The organism is Streptomyces sp. ADI95-16 (assembly GCF_003721495.1).
In the GTDB taxonomy this organism is placed as follows: domain Bacteria; phylum Actinomycetota; class Actinomycetes; order Streptomycetales; family Streptomycetaceae; genus Streptomyces; species Streptomyces goshikiensis.
The window spans coordinates 8,012,712-8,032,118 of sequence record NZ_CP033581.1 but is presented as its reverse complement, the minus strand read 5'-3'; the positions used below and the strand labels follow the sequence as shown (position 1 = coordinate 8,032,118).

General features: G+C 68.4%; 5 protein-coding genes and 5 pseudogenes. 2 read left to right on the top strand and 8 right to left on the bottom strand.

Annotated features, from left to right (window positions below; all coding sequences use genetic code 11):
- Nucleotides 1-13: 13 nt before the first annotated feature.
- The 6 genes and pseudogenes from EES41_RS36000 to EES41_RS35975 form a co-directional block, all read right to left on the bottom strand.
- The gene (locus EES41_RS36000; RefSeq protein ID WP_123082041.1) at nt 14-10,588 is read right to left on the bottom strand and encodes a LamG-like jellyroll fold domain-containing protein; all 10,575 of its coding nucleotides are present in this window, start codon (nt 10,586-10,588) and stop codon (nt 14-16) included.
- Between the two features lie 528 nt (nt 10,589-11,116).
- On the bottom strand, nt 11,117-12,337 hold the full coding sequence (locus EES41_RS35995) for an IS701 family transposase (RefSeq protein WP_123082218.1): 1,221 nt from the start codon (nt 12,335-12,337) through the stop codon (nt 11,117-11,119).
- Nucleotides 12,338-12,543: 206 nt separating this feature from the next.
- Nucleotides 12,544-12,711 (bottom strand): annotated as a pseudogene (locus EES41_RS35990) (transposase); the annotation flags it as partial.
- 109 nt (nt 12,712-12,820) lie between these two features.
- A complete protein-coding gene (locus EES41_RS35985; RefSeq protein ID WP_123082039.1) occupies nt 12,821-13,693 on the bottom strand; it encodes an IS3 family transposase in 873 nt (290 codons plus the stop codon).
- A gap of 17 nt (nt 13,694-13,710) precedes the next feature.
- Nucleotides 13,711-13,989 (bottom strand): annotated as a pseudogene (locus EES41_RS35980) (transposase); the annotation flags it as partial.
- Between the two features lie 204 nt (nt 13,990-14,193).
- Entirely contained in the window at nt 14,194-14,814 is a 621-nt protein-coding gene (locus EES41_RS35975) for a hypothetical protein (protein ID WP_216827292.1), read from the bottom strand.
- Nucleotides 14,815-14,933: 119 nt separating this feature from the next.
- On the opposite strand from EES41_RS35975, the pseudogene EES41_RS35970 reads away from it, so the two are divergent.
- Nucleotides 14,934-15,332: pseudogene (locus EES41_RS35970) on the top strand (helicase); the annotation flags it as partial.
- Between the two features lie 90 nt (nt 15,333-15,422).
- On the opposite strand, the pseudogene EES41_RS44270 reads toward EES41_RS35970, so the two are convergent.
- A pseudogene (locus tag EES41_RS44270) lies at nt 15,423-15,560 on the bottom strand (GntR family transcriptional regulator); the annotation flags it as partial.
- A gap of 1,306 nt (nt 15,561-16,866) precedes the next feature.
- The gene (locus EES41_RS35950) at nt 16,867-17,409 is read right to left on the bottom strand and encodes an NUDIX domain-containing protein (protein WP_123082905.1); all 543 of its coding nucleotides are present in this window, start codon (nt 17,407-17,409) and stop codon (nt 16,867-16,869) included.
- Nucleotides 17,410-18,630: 1,221 nt separating this feature from the next.
- On the opposite strand from EES41_RS35950, the pseudogene EES41_RS35945 reads away from it, so the two are divergent.
- A pseudogene (locus EES41_RS35945) lies at nt 18,631-19,191 on the top strand (alpha/beta fold hydrolase); the annotation flags it as partial.
- Between the last annotated feature and the right edge of the window lie 216 nt (nt 19,192-19,407).

The following is a 19,407-nucleotide window of genomic DNA, read 5'->3' as shown; positions in this document are numbered from 1 at the left end:
GACTCACTCTCCGTCATGGCGTGGCACCGACTGGGACCGGGCCCCCCTGGTGATTGACGAGCCCTATGTTGCGCCATGTCCCGAACTTGTTGCTGTACATGCTGTTTGGCACGACCTCGTCCAGCTTGAGCTTTCCCGGCTTGCCGTCAATGGTAGAGGTCGCCTTCATGACGTACCCCACGGGAACGGTCCTTTCGCCCGCGTACACCGGAGTGACGCTGTAGCGGACGAGCTCTCCACGGTCGATGGCCGCCTTGACCTTGAGCTCATGGGAGTACATGTGACCGGACATTCCCGGATCGTCCGGCGCGACCCTGGTCGCATTGGCAGAACGGGAACAGGTCGAGAGGTTTTTGAGGTTCAACCCGTCACCGCCAAATTGTGCTCCTATGAGGTGGCAGGCGTTCACCCATGAACTCGGAGGCCGGTTCCCGAGGTAGCCGGCGTTGGTCCGGGCCCACTTGTAGCCGGGGGGAGCCACCTTCTTCCAGTTACTGTCCGTACCCTTGTGGGTTGCCAGGTAGGCACTGTCGAGGCACGCCTCGGCACCCGTGGCACGTCCTCCGTGATCCTCGTCCACGTCCCCGTAGTTGATCCAGCCCTCGCCGTCCTTTCGGCAGTCGGTCTCTTCGTCGTCGTCGCCGCCCGCGCCCGTCCCCGGGTCCGCGCCGGGCGCTCCCTGCGTGTCCGGGACCTGGTCGGGGTTGAGGACGGTGGCGGCGCCGCCCGCCAGCATGGCGAGGAGGTTGGCGCCGCTGACGGCCATGTCGACGGCCTTGGTGGCGCTCCAGACGGCCGTGGTCGGGTTCCAGTCCGGCTTGGGGATGTGTTTCGGCGCCGGCGGCGGATTCTTGCCCGCGTAGGGGTTCTGCGGCACCCTCGGCTTGGGAGGTGCGGTCGGGCGCTTCGGGCGGGTCAGCGTGGCGGTGCCGCCACGGCTCCGTCCGCCGCCCGAGTAGTTGTGGCCGCGGTCATTGCTGCCGCTGCTGGTACTGCCGCTGCTACTGCCACCGCGTTGATTGCGCATGTATTGCTTCTCGGCCTGGAGTTCGTCCCGGCCTCCCCAGTGCTGATCGCTGCGGCTGTAGTCGTGGTACTGCATCGAGGCACAGCTGGGCTTGCTCAGGCAGTCGTCGTTCTTGATGCTGTCGTGCCCGGCGATGTAGGTCTCCCAGAAGACGCACCCGGCGGGTCCGCCGAGCACCCTCTTCAGGAAGAGCGTCTTCTTCACCTTGCGCGGGTCGAAGCAGTCCAGCGCACTGTGGCCCGAAGGATCGATGCCGTTCATCGGGCTGGCGTTGGCGTAGGTGTAGCGGTTGGCCTGGGCGGAGGGGTTCGGGTCGAGCTGCCAGGTGTCGCGGCTGGTGAAGCCGCCGGTGCCGGGCTGGTACCAGCGGGAGGCCATGTTGACCTCGCCAGTGGAGGGATCCGTCCAGCCGGACTGGTAGCCGAGCGACGGGTTGGCGCCCGAGGACGCCGTCACGTTGCCCAGCGCGTCGTAGGCACGCGACGAGGAGACGGTGGTGCCGTCCTCTGAGAGGCTGGCGACCACGTCGGTGTGCTGGTCGGTGACTGCGAGGCGGGCGGAGCCCGCCGTCCCCGTGGTGGCGCTGGCGAGCAGCGTGCCGCCGGGGGTGCGGCTGTAGGTGGACATGCCGTCCTTGACCGGGTTGTTGGAGCCGCCGTCGTAGTTGAAGGCGGAACTTCCGTTGTTGAGGACGCGGTCGAGTGAGTCGTAGGTGAAGGTGCTGGTGCCGTTGCTGACCGTCCGCTCGAAGGCGTCGGTGCTGATGGCCCGGCTGGTTCCGCCGTCGGTTACCGACTTAAGGGTGCCGCGGGCGGAGTAGTCGTAGGTCTGCGTGCCCCGGGTCTGGAGGCGGTTGCGGGAGTCGTAGGTGGCGGTGACGTCACCCTTCTTGGTCAGGTTGCCGGACTTGTCCCACTCGAAGGCGGTGGTGGTTGTCCCGCTGGTCTCCGAGGTCATGCGGCCGGCGAGGTCGTAGGCGTAAGTCTCCGCGCCCGCACCCGCCGTGCCCGTGGTGGTCTTCTTGACCAGTCGGCTGTCGAGGTCGTACTCGTAGGCCGAGCCCTGGACCCCGGCGCCCGTGCCGGTGTTCTTGACGCTGTCGTCCGCGAGCCGGCCCAGAGCGTCGTAGCTGTACGAGCGCTTCGCACTGATGGTGAACGTGCCGCCGGCACCGGGGCGGGCGTACTCGTCGGCGGTCGGTCGCCCGGCCGCGTCGTAGCTGCTGCGCACCTGGGTGCCGGTGAGCGGGTCGGTCGTGGTGTTGAGGCGACCGGCGGTGTCGTAGGCGAAGGCGGTAGTGCCCGCCGGGTCGGTGCGGGAGGTCATCTGACCGTCCACGTCATACGTGTAGGCGGATTTGCCCGAAGGGCCGTCGGCGCTCAGGAGCTGGCCGCGGTCGTTGTAGGTATAGGTGTTGCCCGCCAGGATCCCGTCTGCGCCGGAGCCGGTCAGACGGCCGGCGAGGTCGTAGGAGAGCGAGCGGGGCCGGGTGGCCACGGCGGTGCCGGAGCCGGTCTCGGCGGTGAGGCGGCCCAGGGCGTCGTACGTCTTCTGACGCTTGACGTTGCCCGGGAGCAGCTCGGTGACGCGTTGTCCGGCCGCGTCGTAGACGTTGGCCCAGGTGCGGTTCTCCAGGATCGGGTGCTGCGCGGTGCTGGGCTCGATGGTCGCTTCCGGCAGGCCCCACGCGTTGAAGGTGTAGTACGTGGCCTTTCCGCGGCCGTCGGTCAGGCGCGTGCGGTTGCCCGCCGCGTCGTAGCCGAAGGTCGTCGTGATCGAGTCCGTGGCCGTGACCGGTTCGACCTGCTTGGTGAGCCGGCCGAGGGCGTCGTAGGTGTACGTGGTGCGCGCGCCGCCGGGCGAGATCGACGCGGTGACGTTTCCGTCGGCGTCGTACTCGGTGGTGGACGTGCGCAGAGCCTTCGTGCCCGTGCCGTAGTCCGTCTCGGACAACGGCCGGCCCTCGAAGTCGTACGCGGTGACGGTCTTGCGGCCGGTCGCGTCCTTGCTCTCGGTCTGGCGGCCGAGGCCGTCGTAGACGGCGGTGCTGACGCCGCCGGCCGGGTTGGTGACCGTCAGGGTCTGGCCGGCCTTGTCGTAGGTCGCGCTGGTGACCCGCCCGCCGGGCGTGGTCGAGGCGACCTGGTTGCCCGCGTCGTCCCAGGTGAAGCGGGAGACGAGGTTCTGCAGGGTGGGCTTGCGCTCGACCGTGGTGGCGGTGAGCTTGCGGCCCAGTTCGTCGTAGGTGGATTCGGAGCGTGCTCCTGTCGGGTCGGTCGCGGACAGCGGCAGACCGGTCGGGGTCCAGGTGTAGGTGGAGACGCCACCGCCGGACAGGGCGGTGGAGGTGCCGTTGAACTTCGCGGTGCCGGGGGCTTGGAGACCCTGTGCGCCGGCGATGGCGGGGTCGGTCTTGCCGACCAGCTGGCCCATCTGGTCGTAGCCGTAGAACGTGGCGCGGCCCAGCGGGTCGGTCGTGGAAGCCGTGTTGCCGACCTTGTCGTACGTCGTGCGCGAGACGGCCGTGATGGCCGCGGTGGCGCCCGGCGGGGTGTAGTCGGGCAGTGTGACCGCGACGGTCCGGCCCAGCTTGTCGGTCTCGCTCTTCGTCACCAGGCCGCGCGGGTCACGCGACTCGGTGGCCTCACCGAAGGTGTTGTAGCCGACGAGGGACTTCGGGGTGACGGCCGTGGCCGCACCACCGTTCTCCTCGGCCTGCACCTGCGGCGCGCTCGTCTCGACCAGGCGGCCCAGCGCGTCGAACCGGCCCGTGCTGGTGATGCCGCGCGCGCTGGTCTGGGTGAGCGGGAGGCCCCGCTGGTCGAAGGTGGCCGACGAGGCCCGAGTGGTGGTGCCGTCGGTGACGGTCTGCTTCGTCGGGTTGCCCACCGCGTCGAACTCGGTGGTCGAGGTGACCTTCCTGCCGGTGCCGTCGATGGACTGGGTCGACTCGGTGACCCGGTCCTCCGCGTCGTAGGCGAAGGTCGAGACCCGGTTCAGACCGTTCGGGTCGAAGACCGAGCGGGTGGTGCGGCCCAGGGCGTCGACCGTGTTCACGGTCTCGGCCCCGCCGCTCGCGATGGCCGACACCGGGTTGCCCGCACCGTCGTACACCGTTGACGCGAGGAGGATGTCCTTCTTGGAGCCGTTGGCCTGGGTGACCTGCTTGGCCGTCGTTGTGGCCTTGAGGCCGTCGTCGTAGTAGGTGAAGGCGGTCGTGGCGCCCATCGCGTCGGTGGTCGAGGCCAGGCGGCCCGCCGGGTCGTACGCCTTCGAGACCAGGACCAGGTCACGGGTCTGGCCGGACGGATCGCCGGTCCAGTTCTTCAGGACCGACTCGGCGACCTGGCCACGCTTGGTGTACGAGGTCGTCACGACGTTGCCCACGGGGTCCGTCGCACTGATCACTCGGCCCAGGGCATCGTGCGCGTACGTCGACTCGTTTCCGGCCGCGTCCGTCACTCTGTCGTTGAGGCCGCGCGCGTTGTAGCGGTAGGTGGTGGTGCGGGTGGCGTCGCCGCCGGTGGTGTCCTCCGTGGATTCGGTGAGCAGGTGGCCGTCCTCGTCGTGCGTGCGGCTGATCCTGGCGGTGTGGGTGACGCCGGTGATCTCGTTCTTGACGCCCGGACCGGTCTCCGCGACGACGCGGGACATGGCGTTGTAGGCGTACGAGGTGGTGACACCGGCGGGGGTGGCGTCGGAGACCTGTGTCTCGGTCAGCTTCCGGCCGATGCCGTCGTAGGTGTACGTCGTGACCACGCCGGACGGCGCCGTCGACTTGGCCAGGTCACCGCTCGCGAAGTACGCGTACGAGACGTTGACGCCGCCAGTGCTCTTCCTCGTGGCGACCAGGCCGGCAGGGGCCGTTCCGCCGCCGACCGCGGGCTCGGTGCCCGTGGTGTAGGTGGTCGTCGCGGTACGGCCGTCGACCGAGGTGACCGTGTCGGTCAGGCCGAGGTCCGTGTAGGACGTCGTCGTCCGGTAGCGGGTGTCCGCCGGGCCGGAGGAGCGGCCGTCGAGGATCGCGGTCTGCTTGCCGTTGCGCAGGTCCAGCTTGTCCGCGGGGTTGTTGTAGTACTCCGCGAAGGAGGTCCAGCAGGAGTTGGCGTCCCGGCAGGTCGTGGTCGAGACGGTGTTGCCGCGCTCGTCGTGACCGGTGACGGTCGCGTGACCGTTGGGGTCGGTGACCGTGTGCAGGAAGCCGCCGGTGTCGTACGTGTACGTGGTGACACCGCCGTCCGCGTTCGTCGTGGCCGTACGGCGCTGGCCGCGGACCGCGTCGAAGGTGCTGGACGTCTTCGCACCTGTCGGGTCCGTGACCGTCACCGTCGAAGTGAGCGAGGAAACGGATGCGGAGGTTCGGGCCTCGTACTGAGCCGCGACATCGTCGGCGGAGAGGCTGTGGCGGTAGACCGCGGCCTCGTCGAGCGTGCCGGTGAAGTAGCTGACGTTGCCGGGGGCGGACGGCCAGAACTTGGCGAAGCCCGCGCCGAGGAACGTGCGGCTATTGCTCTGGTGGGTGACCGGAGCGCCGGACTTGGTCGCGACCTGCGCGCCATCCAGATAGAGCGTCTGGGTATCGCCCTTGGCCGTGATGGCGGCATGGTGCCACTGGTTGTCCGTCACGGTGCCCGGTGAGGCGTTCGAGGCGTGCACACCGGCCGAGGAGTACTCGCCGTGGAGCTTGCCGTCGGCACCGACGTACAGGACCGGGGTCCAGGTGCCGGTTGCGTCGGCCGCCCCCGCGATGGGTGCCGACTGGTCGCTCAGGATGACACCCGGCTTGTCGGTCCGGAACCACACGCTGGCGGCGACGTCAGTGGAGGCGGTCCCGACCGCTGGCAGCTCGGCAAATCCGTCGCCGTTGAACTGCACCGCGGAGCCGTCGCCGGGGCCGAACACGCCGGCGGCCCCGAGGTTCGCCTTGGTGTACGTACCGTTGGCACCGGCCGCGGCGACCTTGTTGACGGCGGTCGTGCCGCCGCTCTCGTTCAGCTGCCAGTAGCCGGCCGGAGCGTCCGCCATCACGACGCCCTCGTACTGGTCTCCGTTGCCCGACACCAGGCGGTTGCGGGCCTTGAAGTGGTCCGCGACGCTCTGCGCGTCGAGTTCCTTGGAGTAGAACGCGGCTTCGTCGAGCTGGCCGCTGAAGTACCGGGTGCCGCGTGCCTGTCCGTCCCAAGCCTCGCTGGAGTAGCCGCCGCCGAGGTAGGCGGAGGCCAGGGTCTCCGGCTTGACCACACCGCTCTTGGAGCCGACTTTCGACCCGTCGAGGTAGAGCGACTGACCGGCGGGCCCGCCGGTGATCACGACGTGGTGCCACTTGTTGTCGGTGACCTTGGCCCCGCCCATGACCGGCCAGCCCGCGGACGGACCGTCCCAGAGGTGGCCGCGCAGCTTGCCGTCACCGTCGACGAGCAGGCTCGCGTTCCACATCGTCGGGGTGGTGCCGACCTCGGTGTTCTGGAGGCCGAGCAGCACGCCGTTGGGCTTGTCCGTCCTGAACCACAGCTCCACGGAGAGCGCAGAGGCCTCGCTGATCGACTCGGACGGGACGGAGACGACGCCCTTGGCCCCGTCGAGGGTGACCGCGCCGTCGTCGCCGTCGAGGAACGCCCCGACGCCGCCGAGCCCGACACCGTCACGGTAGGAGCCGTTGCCGCCGCCGGAGATCTCGTCCGCCGCCGAAGCGCCGCCGCTGTCACCGAGACGCCAGTAGTTGACCGGACCCGATGCCCGGACGGCGTCGCTGTAGGCCTGCGAGCCGGCCGCGTAACGGGGCTCGGAGATCTGCCACAGGCCGCCGCTCTCGTCGGTGACCTTCGTCGCGCGACCGGTGTCGCCGTCGTACTCGACCAGTGCGCTCACCCGGCCCGACGGAAGGGTGGACCTGGTCAGCTTCGACGACCCCGCACGGGCTTCGAAACGGGCCTTGACCGCCCCGGCGTCGAGGGCGCGGTGGTAGATCGCGACCTCGTCCATGGAACCGGTGAAGCGGCGTACCCCCGCGGGGCCGCCGTCCCAGCTCGGGTTGGAGTAGCCGGCACCCAGGTAGGTGAAGGTTTTGCCGAAGTGGTCGACCACACCGGGGATGGCACCCAGGCGCGCACCGTCGAGGTAGAGGACCTGCTCGGTGCCCGTGGCGGTCAGGACGGCGTGGTGCCACGCGTTGTCGGTGACCGCGGCGGCCGAGGTGACGGGGGTGGTCCCCATGCTCTTGAGCTCGAACCCGCCGTGCAGCTTGCCCGCCTGGTTGATGCCCAGGACCGGATTCCACCGGTTCGGCTGGCCTTCCGACAGCTGCTTGTCCTGGAAGCCGACGAGCGTCCCCGGCTTGTCCGTCTTGAACCACAGCTCGACCGAGAGGACGGTCGAGGCGGACAGGGAGGTGCTCGGCAGCTCCACGACGGAGTTGGTGCCGTTGAACGAAGCCGCCTTGTTGCCGGTCGCGCCCAGCACGCCCGCGGACCCGAGGGTGACGTCGCGGTAGTGGCCGGGGTTCATGCCCGTGCGGGAGACCGCCTCGCTGGCCGCGGACTCGCCCTCGGCCTCGTTCAGCCGCCAGTACCCGATCGGACCCGCGTCCTGCACCAGGCCCCGGTAGGACGAGCCCGCCGTGTACTCGTACGTGGAACACGCGGTGGTCGACGTGGGGGGACAGACCTTCACCAAGCGGTCGCCGTCGTACGTGTACGACCAGGTGAGCGCCGAAGCGTTCGGACCTACCGCGTCCGTGGACACCGACGCGACGTGCGCGCCCGACCACGTGAAGGTCAGCGCGCGCTTCGACAGCGCGTCCGTGGCCTTCGTCAACTTCCCGGCCGTGTACGTGAGCAGCTGCTCACGCCCGTGGCCGTCCTTGACCTTCGTCAGGCGGCCCCCCGCGTCGAAGGTGTGGACCGTGGCCGCCACGTCGCGCAGCGTCCAGCCCCCGCCCGCGACCTCGGTGAGGACGTCCACGGAACCGGCCGGTGCGCTGTAGGTGCCGTCGGCGTTGCGGCCGAAACGGACCTGGCTGCCGCTGTCGAGGGTGACGACGACGCTGCCGTCTGGCTCGGCGACCGCCCGCATGTCCCAGCGGGTGGCCCAGCCGGCGCCGAAGGCGTTCGCCTGGCGCGGGTCCTGCGAGTTGTACGTCCGCGTGACCGCCAGCTCCGGGCCGGCCGATGGCACGGCGGCGTCGGTTGCGGCGGTGGCGTAGTTGCCGGCCCGCTCACCGAACGTCCGGCCGCTGTCCGCGCCGCCCAGGTGGGAGGTGATGACCGGCTGCGGGACCTGCGTGGTCAGGATCGACGGCTCGGTCCGCGACGACTGGTCCTTGCCGTCGTTCGCGTAGGCGTACCAGGCGTACGTCTTCGCCCACTTCAGCCAGTCCGACGGAACCGTCCAGCTCTCGGACGCCGCATGCGTGTTGCCGCGGCAGTTCTTGCGGACGTCCTTGCCCTCGACCTCGCAGACCTCGAACTGGTAGGTCAGCGCACCCGGGGACTTGTCCTGGTCGGTGGCCGTCGCCCACAGCGTCGGGGTGAGGGTGTCGACGACCGTGCCGCTCGGCGGAGCAACGGCGGTCAAGTAGGGGGGCGCGTTGACCGCGTCGAACCGCACCGTCGGGCCGGGTACTCCGTCGTCGACGAAGCTGCGTACCTGGTACTCGTCCATGGTCCACTGGAGCGTGTACGTGCCTGGCGCCAGCGGCGCGATCTTGGCGTCGACGGTGGCCGAGCCGCCGGGTGCGACGTCGTAGGGCATGGACGTCCACCGGATCTTGCTCCAGTAGTCACCGCCCACCTTGTTGCCGTTGGCGTCGAACAGGTCGTACCGCAGTGCGAAGTTGCTCGTCTTTCCCCAGGTCTGCTGCCCCTGGTTGGTGACGGTGACCTTGAAACTGCCCTCGGAGGTGGCCGTCGGGGGCTGGACGAAGCCGCCCAGCTCGTACGTGGCCCCGTACTTCGACCAGGTGACGTCGAGGCTGGGCTTGCCGCTCGGGTAGTTGTCGGAGCCGAACTTCTTCCAGGTCCTGGAGTCGTCCGTGGCCGCCTTCACGGCCAGGCCGTAGTTGGCCTTGCGGCCGTGAGTCCAGTCGTCGACCAGCTTGCGGCCCGAATCGCCGAGCGGGATCGACTCCCACGCCGCCGCGCCGCAGGGCCAGCTGCTCGAACCGTCCGGGCGCCAGGCATGCGCGAATGACTTGGAGCCCAGAGCGTCGCCGGTCGCCGGGCCGGGGTAGCTGTTGGTGCTGCCCTCGGACCAGTTCGAGGTGATCTCGTGGACCGTCACCGGGCGTGCGGTGCACGAGTACGAGTACGTGTTGAAGAGGCTCAGGTTCGCATTGATCACGAACGCGTTCTTGAGGGTGGTGTCCAGACCGTTGAACTTCAGGAACGAGGCCGCCTTGTGGCCGCCCCCGTCATACGTTCCGACCTTGAGCTCGGTGGAGCTGGAGAAGTTCTGGTTGAACGGCGACTCGACGTACGTGCCGGAGGCCGCCTCCAGACCGTTCACCGAGGGGTCTACCTTCACGGGGAACACCCGCTCGGGGGCCGACAGCCACTTCGGGTCCAGCTTCACGACCAGGACCTGGCGGGAGCCCTCCTGCACGAGGTCGTAGGTGACGCCGGAGGAGATGACGCCCTCGTCGGAGTTCGGCGCCTTCTTCGAGTCCTCCATCCAGCCGGCCGGCATCCAGCCCTGCTGGTGGCCCGCCGCGTCGTTGAAGACGACACCGCCGAGGCCGTCGAGCTTGGCCGTCAGCCCCTTGAGGGCCAGCGGGAAGCGCCATTCGGCCGGCGCGCTCTTGTCCTTGAGGATCAGCGTCTCCTTGACGGAGTCACTTCCGGCTATCAACTGCACGTCCGCCTCGTGACGGACGTCCGGGTACGTGATCACACTGCCGTTCACGCGGCCTTGTGCACGGGCCGCACCCTCGATCGAGTAGCCGATCGCGGTGGTGTCGTCCATACCGAGACGTACGAGGGTGGCAGCATCGGCGAACTCGGAGAAGTAGACCTTCTCCTCGGTCGACCGGGCCTGCCAGCCGGGCCCCGGAGCGTTCTCGGCCCGCACACCCGCAGCCGCCTTCGCCAGCCCGGTGTCGATCTCCTTCCACTTGCCTTCGTTGTCCCGGAAGTTGACCTGCTCGTTGTAATAGCGGGTCGTGAAGGTGCCGTCCTCGTTGGCGAACGTACGCTCTTTCTCAGCGCGCTTGCCCGTCACCTCGGAACTGGCCTTGGGGTCGAACCCCTTGGGCGCGGCCCGGCGCGGGGACGGGACCGTGCGGTAGGACGGCACCTGCGTCTTGGGTGCCTTGCCCAGCTTCAGCCGGGTGGTGCCGGAGTCCGGGGCGAGTTCGCCGCGCGCCTTCAGGGCGCCGGTGCGGCCGCCGGACGCGTTCGCGTCGGTGGCGTCGCCGGAGGCTGCGTGGCCGCGCCCGCGGGCCGACCCCCAGCCCTGTCCGGGTATTTGACCGGCGCCCGGGCCGGATCTGGAAGCAGACCACAGGCCGACGGCCTGCGCTGCTTGTTCCGTGCCCGCGAGCACGGTCATGGTGATCGCCATGGACATGACGAGTAGACGGTTGATACGCACCGTTGTGGCCCCCACAGAATTGATCAGTGGGGGCAGTCCTATCCAGGCTCACAGGAAATGCACAAACTCCGCCCGAGATCCGACCAACTGGATCGCAGGCCAAGGGTGTTACCAAATCGCTCAAGTCGTGATGGATACATCAAACCCACCACCGACGACAGCCGGGCCCGTGACGAAGGTCACCCCGATCCTGCGGCATCGATGGGTTTGCCGCGGTCGTGCGCGTGCCGTCCACGAGCCCACCGGGCTGATCGCCTCGCTCAGGTCAACCGTGCAGGGGTGCCCGCACGGCGCTCAGACGCACTGCCTTTCGTAGCTGAAATCTAGTACTCCAGCAGGATTTTGATGTCTGACCTGCGGGTTTCGCTGGGCGGCTGGAGTGTAGCGGGCTGCGGTGTGGTCAGGGACGGTCTTCGTCGGACGGTCCATCGATCGTGCGACAGCGCCGCAAGTAGTGGCAGTGGCGGGCGACTGCTTGGCGCTGGCGGCGCCATTTCGACCAGCTCAGCGCGTGGTGTCGTCCTCGGTGGCCACGGAGGTGTGGGGGCCGGGGCCGACAAGCTGCCAGGAGTCGCCGAACCTCCGCCACTGTGAACTCGATTGCCCCTGCTGCCTCATCGGTGCCACCCCCTTTTCCCGGAGCTCGCGCGCCGTGGAGGCCAGGAAGGCGTGGGCGAGCATGGCGAGGGTGATGTGCCGGTACCAGCCGACGTAGCGACGGACTTCGTACTGGTCCAGGCCGCACTCGTTCTTCGCGGCCTGGAAGCACTCCTCGATCGCCCAGCGTGTCCCGGCGATCCGCACCAGCTCCTGAACAGTGGTCTCCAAGGGCGCGTAGGCGAGGTAGTAGGCGATCTCGTCGGGCTTGCGGATGCTGCGGCGGGCCAGTGCCCACCGCATCCGGTGGGGGGCCTCGCCCTGGTAGTCGAACTCCTCGACGGCCGGCAGCCGCACCGCCGCCCAGTGGTAGACGCGAGGACCTTTCGCGCCGTCACCGCACGAGATTTTCTCCCATGCCTCGGCCGGGGCCTGCGCGAACAGGCCGTCGATGCGGGGGCAGCCCACGGTGAACTGGGACTTGGGCACGGCCAGCACGTAGCCGACGCCGGACTGTTCCAGCAGTCGGCGAAAGCGGCTCTCCTGTCCATAGGCGGAGTCCGCGGTGACCCAGGAGATGGGCAGCGGCGAGGCGAGAGACCTCAGCACGATGCGGCGGGCCAGTTCACCCTTGGTGGCGAACTCCCGCTCGTCGGGAACGCGGGCCGCCCGGCAGCGTTCGCGGTCCTCGGTCCAGCTCTTGGGCAGGTAGAGCTCACGGTCGACCAGGGCCCGGCCCAAGGTGGTGGCGTAGGCGGCGAAGACGCCGATCTGGCAGTTCTCGGTGCGGCCGGCGGTTCCGGAGTATTGGCGCTGGACCCCGGCGGATGTGGTGCCCTTCTTGATGAACCCGGTGTCGTCGATGATGAGGACGCCATCGCTCTCGCCGAGCTTGTCAGCGACGTATTCCTGCAGGTCATCGCGGATGTCGTCGGGATTCCACTTCGCTCCGGCGAGTAGGTGCTGCAGACCGTCGGGGGTTGCGTGGCCTGCCTGCTCGGCCAGTTGCCAGCTGTTCTTCCGGGCCACCGGGGCGAGGAGGCCACGTACGTAGTCGCGCATGCGACGGCGTAGTTCCACCCGTCCGAACCGATGGCCAATGGTCACGAAGAGGTCGTCTAGGTCCAGGTTCCACTGCTCGCCAACACGCGCGCTGATCACCTTGGGAAGCTGCCCCGCCACTGCCACTACTTGCGGCGCTGTCGCACGATCGATGGACCGTCCGACGAAGACCGTCCCTGACCACACCGCAGCCCGCTACACTCCAGCCGCCCAGCGAAACCCGCAGGTCAGACATCAAAATCCTGCTGGAGTACTAGGCACTGTTTCTTGGATCATGTGCGGAGCCAGACGGCGAGGGCTGCGAGGGTGACGGTGCCGAGGTAGATGTAGGCACGTTTCTCGTAGCGTGTGGCGACGGCCCGGAAGCCCTTCAGACGGTTGATGGCGCGTTCGACGGTGTTGCGTTTCTTGTATCGCTCGCTATCAGGCGCCCAGGGCTCAGCCCGAGGGCGAAGACGTGCGTGAAGGTCGAAATCATGCAGAACGCACACCCGCCGACATCAACCCCCTGAGCTTGTTCCGCTTTGACGGACACCTTTGGTGTGGTGGTCAGGCTGCCAGGGCGGTCTCGTATTCGGCCGGGCTGCGGTAGCCGAGGCTGCTGTGGAGCCGGTGCAAGTTGTACCAGCTCTCGATCCACTCGAATATCGCGGTGCGTGCGGCAGCCCGGCTCGGCCAGGGGTCGGTGTCGCCCAGCTCGTTCTTCAGGGTCGAGAAGAACGATTCCGCGAGCGCGTTGTCCCAGCATTGCCCAGTGCGTCCGACCGACAGACGTATGCCGAACTCGTCTGCCAGAAGCGCGAGTTCGCGGCTGGTGTATTGGCAGCCGCGGTCGGAGTGGAAGATCACCGGACCGGCCGGCCGCCGGGTTCGGCAGGCGGTCCGCAGGGCGTCGGCGACGAGCTCGGTTCGTAGGTGGTCGGCCGTCGCCCAGCCAACGACGCGGCGTGAGGCGATGTCGATCACGGTGGCCAGGTAGAGCCATCCCTCACGTGTGGCGACATAGGTGATGTCCCCGCACCAGCGGGTGTCGAGAGCCGAGAAACCGGGCTGGAAGTTGCGAAGTACCAGGTCAGGGCGGGTGACCGCGTGCGGGTCGGGGATGGTGGTGCGGTGCCGGCGTCGTCGGTGCTTGCCGGTCAGGCCGGCCTGCCGCATCAGCCGTGCGACTCGGCGGCGTCCGCAGTCGGCGCCCTCGCGCCGGAGGACGGCGTGGACGCGCGGGGCACCGTAAGTGCCGCGGGACTGCTGGTGAACAGCGGTGATCTGTTCGGTCAGCTCGGCGTCCCGCACCGCCCGGGGGCCGGGGGTGCCGGTGCGGCGGGCGTAGTAGGCGGTCCGGGAGACCTTGAGGAGTTCACACGTCCGTTTGACGTTGTGACCTGCGATTTTCTCCGCCTCGATGAACGGATGCACATTCACCGGGTCTCCTTCGCGAAGAAAGCCGTCGCACGCTTGAGGACCTCGACGTCCTCCCGCAGCCTGCGGTTCTCCCGCCGCAGTGCGGCCAGTTCCTCACGTTCGCCGCTGGTCAGGCCGTCCCGTTCGCCGGCGTCAACCTCGGCCTGCCTCACCCAGCTCCTCACCGCGGTCTCGGTCAGCTCGAAATCCCTGGCGACCTGGCCAACCGAGCGGTCGCCCCGCCGGCACAGCTCGACGATCTCGGCCTTGAACTCCGGCGTGAACGAGCGGCGAGGGCGCGGCCTCTTCTTCCTCATGCTCTCCATGATGAACATCATCCTTCCGGGGCCGAAACCCCTGATCTCCGATGTCCGTCAAAGCGGATCAAGCCCACCCCCGCGCCTCCAGATCAGCCTTCAACCACCTCAGCATCGCCAGATTCGACTCCCCCGCCAGTGCCCTACGGCGCAGCTCCCGGTCGACCTCCCGCTGCGTCTGACCCCGAGCCATGCCCCCTCAGCTCACTCTTCCTCGATGACGTCGCCGTGCCTGCCAACCCAGACGAGGGCACCCCGCTCGTCGAACCAACCAGTGACCTCAGGCCGGACAAGAGGAAGCCCCCAACGTTCCAGCGTGCCGTCACAGAGCTCGGCCAGGAATTGGACCATGCCGCCCTCGTAATGCCACCACACCCCGCTACGCGACGAGACAGTAACCAGCCAGCGCTCGGGATCATCCGTCACGGAAGACCACAAGAACTGATCCCCTTCCATCGACTCCCCCCAGGACAACAGGCTTTCCGCGTCCACCTCCTGCGGGCAAAAGCCGTGGAAGCGGTCAGACGCCCACCCCTCCCGCTCCTGACACGACCCCCGAGCCCAGCCCGTCATCCCCCCGGGCCAGGGGAGACCGGGGCTCATGAAGTCATCCAGCACAAACGTGGGGTACCACTCACAAAGACGCTTGAAATCAGCCGGCAGAGCAGAACCAAGCACCTCCTCAGCCGCGACCCAGTCGAACACGGCCGGCTTCCCACGACGCACATCCGCCAGCCCCGGCACAGCACACTCCAACACCGCAACCGCCTCATCCGCATCCACAATCCTGCGAACCGGCCTCTGAACACCTATCAACTCATCCACAACCCCGCACCCTGCCAGACCACCCCGACAACCCGCCCACACCAGAACCGACCGGCTTCCGGGGAGGGAGTCCGAAACCGAACGTCGCGCCCTGAGCACCGGCCCAGGGCGCGCAAACTTCCCCGTACAACCTGCGTACGGTTATGACCTTCCACCAGAAAGTGGAGGAGGCAGCCGTCTTCGCGGAGAAGCTGCCGAAATCCTCGATCGACGCCGAGCTGTACGAGCTGGAGGCCGGCCGCCACGTCCCGCCGGACCGCGTCTGGTCGGCGTGGCTGTGCGGGGACCACCTCGTCACCGGGCGGCGCGAGGTCCCGAGGCAGTTCGCAGGCGGCATCGACGCCAACAACCGGCGCGTGCGACGGGCGTTCCTCGCCTCCGTACGCGTCCTCGGTGAAGGCGTCGACATCACCGGCGAGCGTGGTGTGGAGGCGATCTGCTTCGCCGACACCCGTGGCTCCCGGGTCGAGATCGTCCAGAACATCGGCCGCGCGCTCCGCCTCAACAAGGACGGCGCTCAGGGGAGCACGAACACGGGCGCGACTGCGCACCACCGTCCCCACCCGCAGCTTCCGCACCACCAGACCACGCTCGACCACATCCCGGTAAGCCCGCTTCACAGACGGCTTTGACTCATCCTCAGCCATCAGTTCAAGCGTCGGCGTCCTCGCCCCAGGGGGAAACTCACCCGAGTCGATACGCGCCGTCAACCGGTCAGCCAACTCACGCCATTGCTGCGACGGCATCCCTGCCCACCCCTCAATGACCGGTCATAGCGGTGACGCCAAGGGGAGTCAGCTCTCTTCGTACTCCTCGACCAGGTTCAGGCAGTCGGGATTCAATGCGGAGATGAGGAGGGACATAAGCTCAGGCGCGAAGATCAGACACTCCGACGCAGGCGACACCCCTGTGATCGGCTACACCAGCCCCTCCTGCACCACCCCAGTACCTGGTAGTCGAGCTGCCCGACGGCCGGCGCATAGAGTCCCAGCGTCTCACCGGTCCGCTCATCGCTGGCCACAGCACCCCGCCCGGTGCTGGAGACGCGAGATTGCGCCTGGTGAACATATGATCGCGATGCCTGCTCAGCTGCTGCTAGTCGAACATGGCGCAGGCAGGCTTCCAAGTCCGCGCCTCGGAGCGTGAGACATGAAGGGGAAACACATGACTACCTCTCAGGCCCAACCGTTCCACCTTGCGCTGGTCGAGGAACCGACGGGGCTGCCTACTGTGCCGCAACCCCAGTACCAGGGACTCTTCCTGGCGCCCCCCTCCAGAGTCGAGGACGATACCGAGGAGGGCGACACTCCCCTCTGACACCTTGATCGTCTGCGGCAGCTCCCGGCGGCCCGCCTCGAAAACTTGGTCGCTTCAGTTGCTGAACAAGGCGGAGCGGTACAGAGGGCCACCCGAGCGGGAATCCCTCGCCGCTCCCACATGACCCGCGATGGCCTGCTGGAGTCCTTGGCCCATCGCGCTGGATGAACCCGAGTTGCCGAGGCCGGCACCCCGCGCGGACCGGCGGCCTGGCAACGGGACGGTCCCAGCTGGCCAACGTGACCTACCAGCGCGGTCAGCGTTGATCCCGGCAAGGACAAGACCCTGGCCCTCCCCCGACACCCCCGTCAACGGGGTAGGCGAGCCACGCCTGAAACTGATCAGACGGGCGTTGATGCTCCTCCTCGGGCTCCTCGATGACGCCGAGCAGCCCGAGGACATCCGCCGGGCAGCGGACGAGATGGCGGTGTCGACAGGGGGCACGGCGCTGGCTCGTGCACGACAGTCGGCGGTGGGGCAGTCCTCCGCGATCCCGAGCAGGCCTGCCGCTCGGGATCGCCGCCGCCAAGCCCCAGCCGCGTAAGCGCAGTGGTCGAGCCGTCCAAGGGCAGCGACTCCGCCGGATCCTTGTCGCTCTGGGAGCGGTTGGAGGCGGCGGAGACCGCGATCAGGGCGTCGGGGCTGTTCCGGCCGTTCGCGTACGCCTCACGCGGGTGCGTGTGGCGTTGACGGCTTCGGGGTAGGTCGTCCGCTTCTCGTGCCGGCTCACGGCGGTCAGACCCAGGTGTAGTTCTCGTCGGTGACGGCGTCCAGCGCGGCGTCGGTGACGGCGGCGTGGGGATCTGCGAGGGCTGCGAGGGCGGGTCCGATGGGCGGGAAGATCGGGAGCTCTGCTGTCTTCCGGTAGTCGATCCATTCGATGACCCCGACCTCGTGGCTGCCGTCGGGCAGTTCGTCCAGCTCCTGCTCGGCGAGGCTGGCGCGGAGCTCGGGGGTGATGTGGAGGCGGTAGATGAGGTGGAGCTTGCGCGGCGGCGGGGTGGGGCCCGGGCGGGTTACCCGCTGGTCGACGACCCACAGCAGTTCGACGCCTTCGGCCTGGTCAATGTTCAGGTCGAGTTCCTCCGCCAGTTCCCGGCCCAAGGCCTGGTGGAGGTCTTCGCCGTCCTCGACGTTGCCGCCCGGCGGGGTGTAGTGGGTGGAGTCGGCGCGGTCGCGGCGGATGAGGGCGACGTCGTCGCCGCAGAACACCAGGGCCCCGGTACGGATCTTGATCCGTGAGAACGAGGCCACCGGCTTCTCGGGAGGGCTTGTCATGACGGCCAGTATCACAGCCTGCCGTGAGCGCACCGTAGGACGACGTCCAGCCGCATAGCCCTCCCGAGGCGACCTGGACCATGCACAGCCTCCGGCGTGGCATCCGGACCGGACCCATCGACAACATCGCCGGGGAGCGCCGATCCGGGCCCCGCCTGGACGTTGCCCGCGCCCCCGGCGGGGAGGAGAAGCTGGTGCGGGTCACGCTCGACGGCCTGTGCCGGCGTCTGGGGGGCGCCGTCTACTACTCGCAGTACATCGACGGTGAGGTACTCGTGGTGACCTCAGCGTCCGGGCCCGCGGCGCCGCTGGTCAACGATCGCGTGCCGTTCCCGCACGTCGCGCACACCAGCGCCGTCGGGGAAAGCCTGCTGGCCCAACTCGACTTCCGCGGCCGCATGGATCGCCTCTCCCGCTGCGAGCCCTCGCGCTCACCGACCGGACCATCACCGAACCCACTCGGCTGTTCGAAGCGCTCGACGGGCACGGCCCCCAGGCCTGCCAGTTCGACCTCCTGGAATACTCCGACCGCGAGATCTGCGCGGCGTTCCCCCTGACCATTCCCACCCGGGCGGCATGCATCGCGCTGTCCCTGCCCACCAGCACCAGCGACTCACGCAAGCCGCTCATACCCTCAGCCAGCACTCAGCCGGAATCCTCCTCGCTCTCCTGCTCGCGGACAGCTCCGCACCCAGCCCCCACTGCGGCCGACCGTCGCGGGAAAGCCCGTCTGGAACACCAACAGCAGTACCGCACTCGCACTGCCCTGAACCGTGCCCACGGCAACTGGCGGGGTAATCCGGGTCCCTGGCCGTCCAAACCACGCGTGCCTCTCGCGTACCGCGCAGAACACCGCGGATACAGAACCGACCTGGCATCGTGCGGACCCGGGATGCTGATGACATCTCGAAAAGGAGGACAACCGCAGCACATGCTTGCGGTACGAGTGCCACATGTGTCAGAGCCAGCCCCGCCAGGGGCCGGCCCTGACACGCACCCCTGGCCGTCTCACACCCCCGAGGTGCGTAAGTCGTCTTACGCGTCCCGCACCCCGGCCGCACCGCACCCCGGCCCACACTCGCAGAGGTCCGTGTCAGTGGCCATTTCTGATTCTCCGCTGACGGCCACTTAGCGAAGAACTATCTGGCCGCGATTGTCGCGGTGGGTGATCGGCATGGCGGATCCCAGGTGGCAATGCACGCCGAGCGCCAGGCGCACGGTGAGCCCGCCCGGGTGTTCGGCTCCAGCTCGGGCGCGATCACCGCCGTGCACCTGCTCACCGCCCACCCCGAACGTGTCGAGCGCCTCGTGGCACACGAACCACCGCTGGTGGAGATCCTGCCGGACGCCCCCGAACATCGCGCGCTCATCGCGCGCGTCCAGGAGACCTTTCGCTCCGAGGGGCTCATACCGGCGATGGCCGTGTTCGCCGCCGGCATGAAGAAGGACGGCGACACCACCGAGCCGGAGGCCGAAGTCAAGCTGCCACCGCAGGCGGCGGCCCGAGCCGAGCGGACAATGGCCAACCTGCCCTACTCCCTCGGGCACATCGTGCCCAGCTTCATGTCCTACGCTCCGGACATCCACCGATTGGAGGCGCTGTCGGACCGATTGGTGCTCGCCTGCGGCCAGGAGTCACGTGGCGAGCTGCCCTGCCGTCCGGCCGCCTTCCTGGCCGAGCATCTCGGTACGGAACTGCGGCGCTTCCCCGGCGGGCATACCGGTCTGACCACGCACCCCGCCGAGTTCGGCGAGCTCCTGCTGAAGGCATTCCGAGCCTAACCACGTATCAGCACGCGGGTCGACGCCCACCCGATGGTGGTCACGGAACGTCACATCCGCAACTGGCCGTACGTGGGGAGATCCTCGTGGCCGCGCTCAGGAGCCCTACCAGGGCCCGCCCGGCGGCATGACGGGGCTTCTCGTTCCGAGTTGTGGGGGCAAGGGGCGGACCACGGCTGTGTGCCCAGCCTGTTGCTGGCGCAGGAGCTGGTTCTC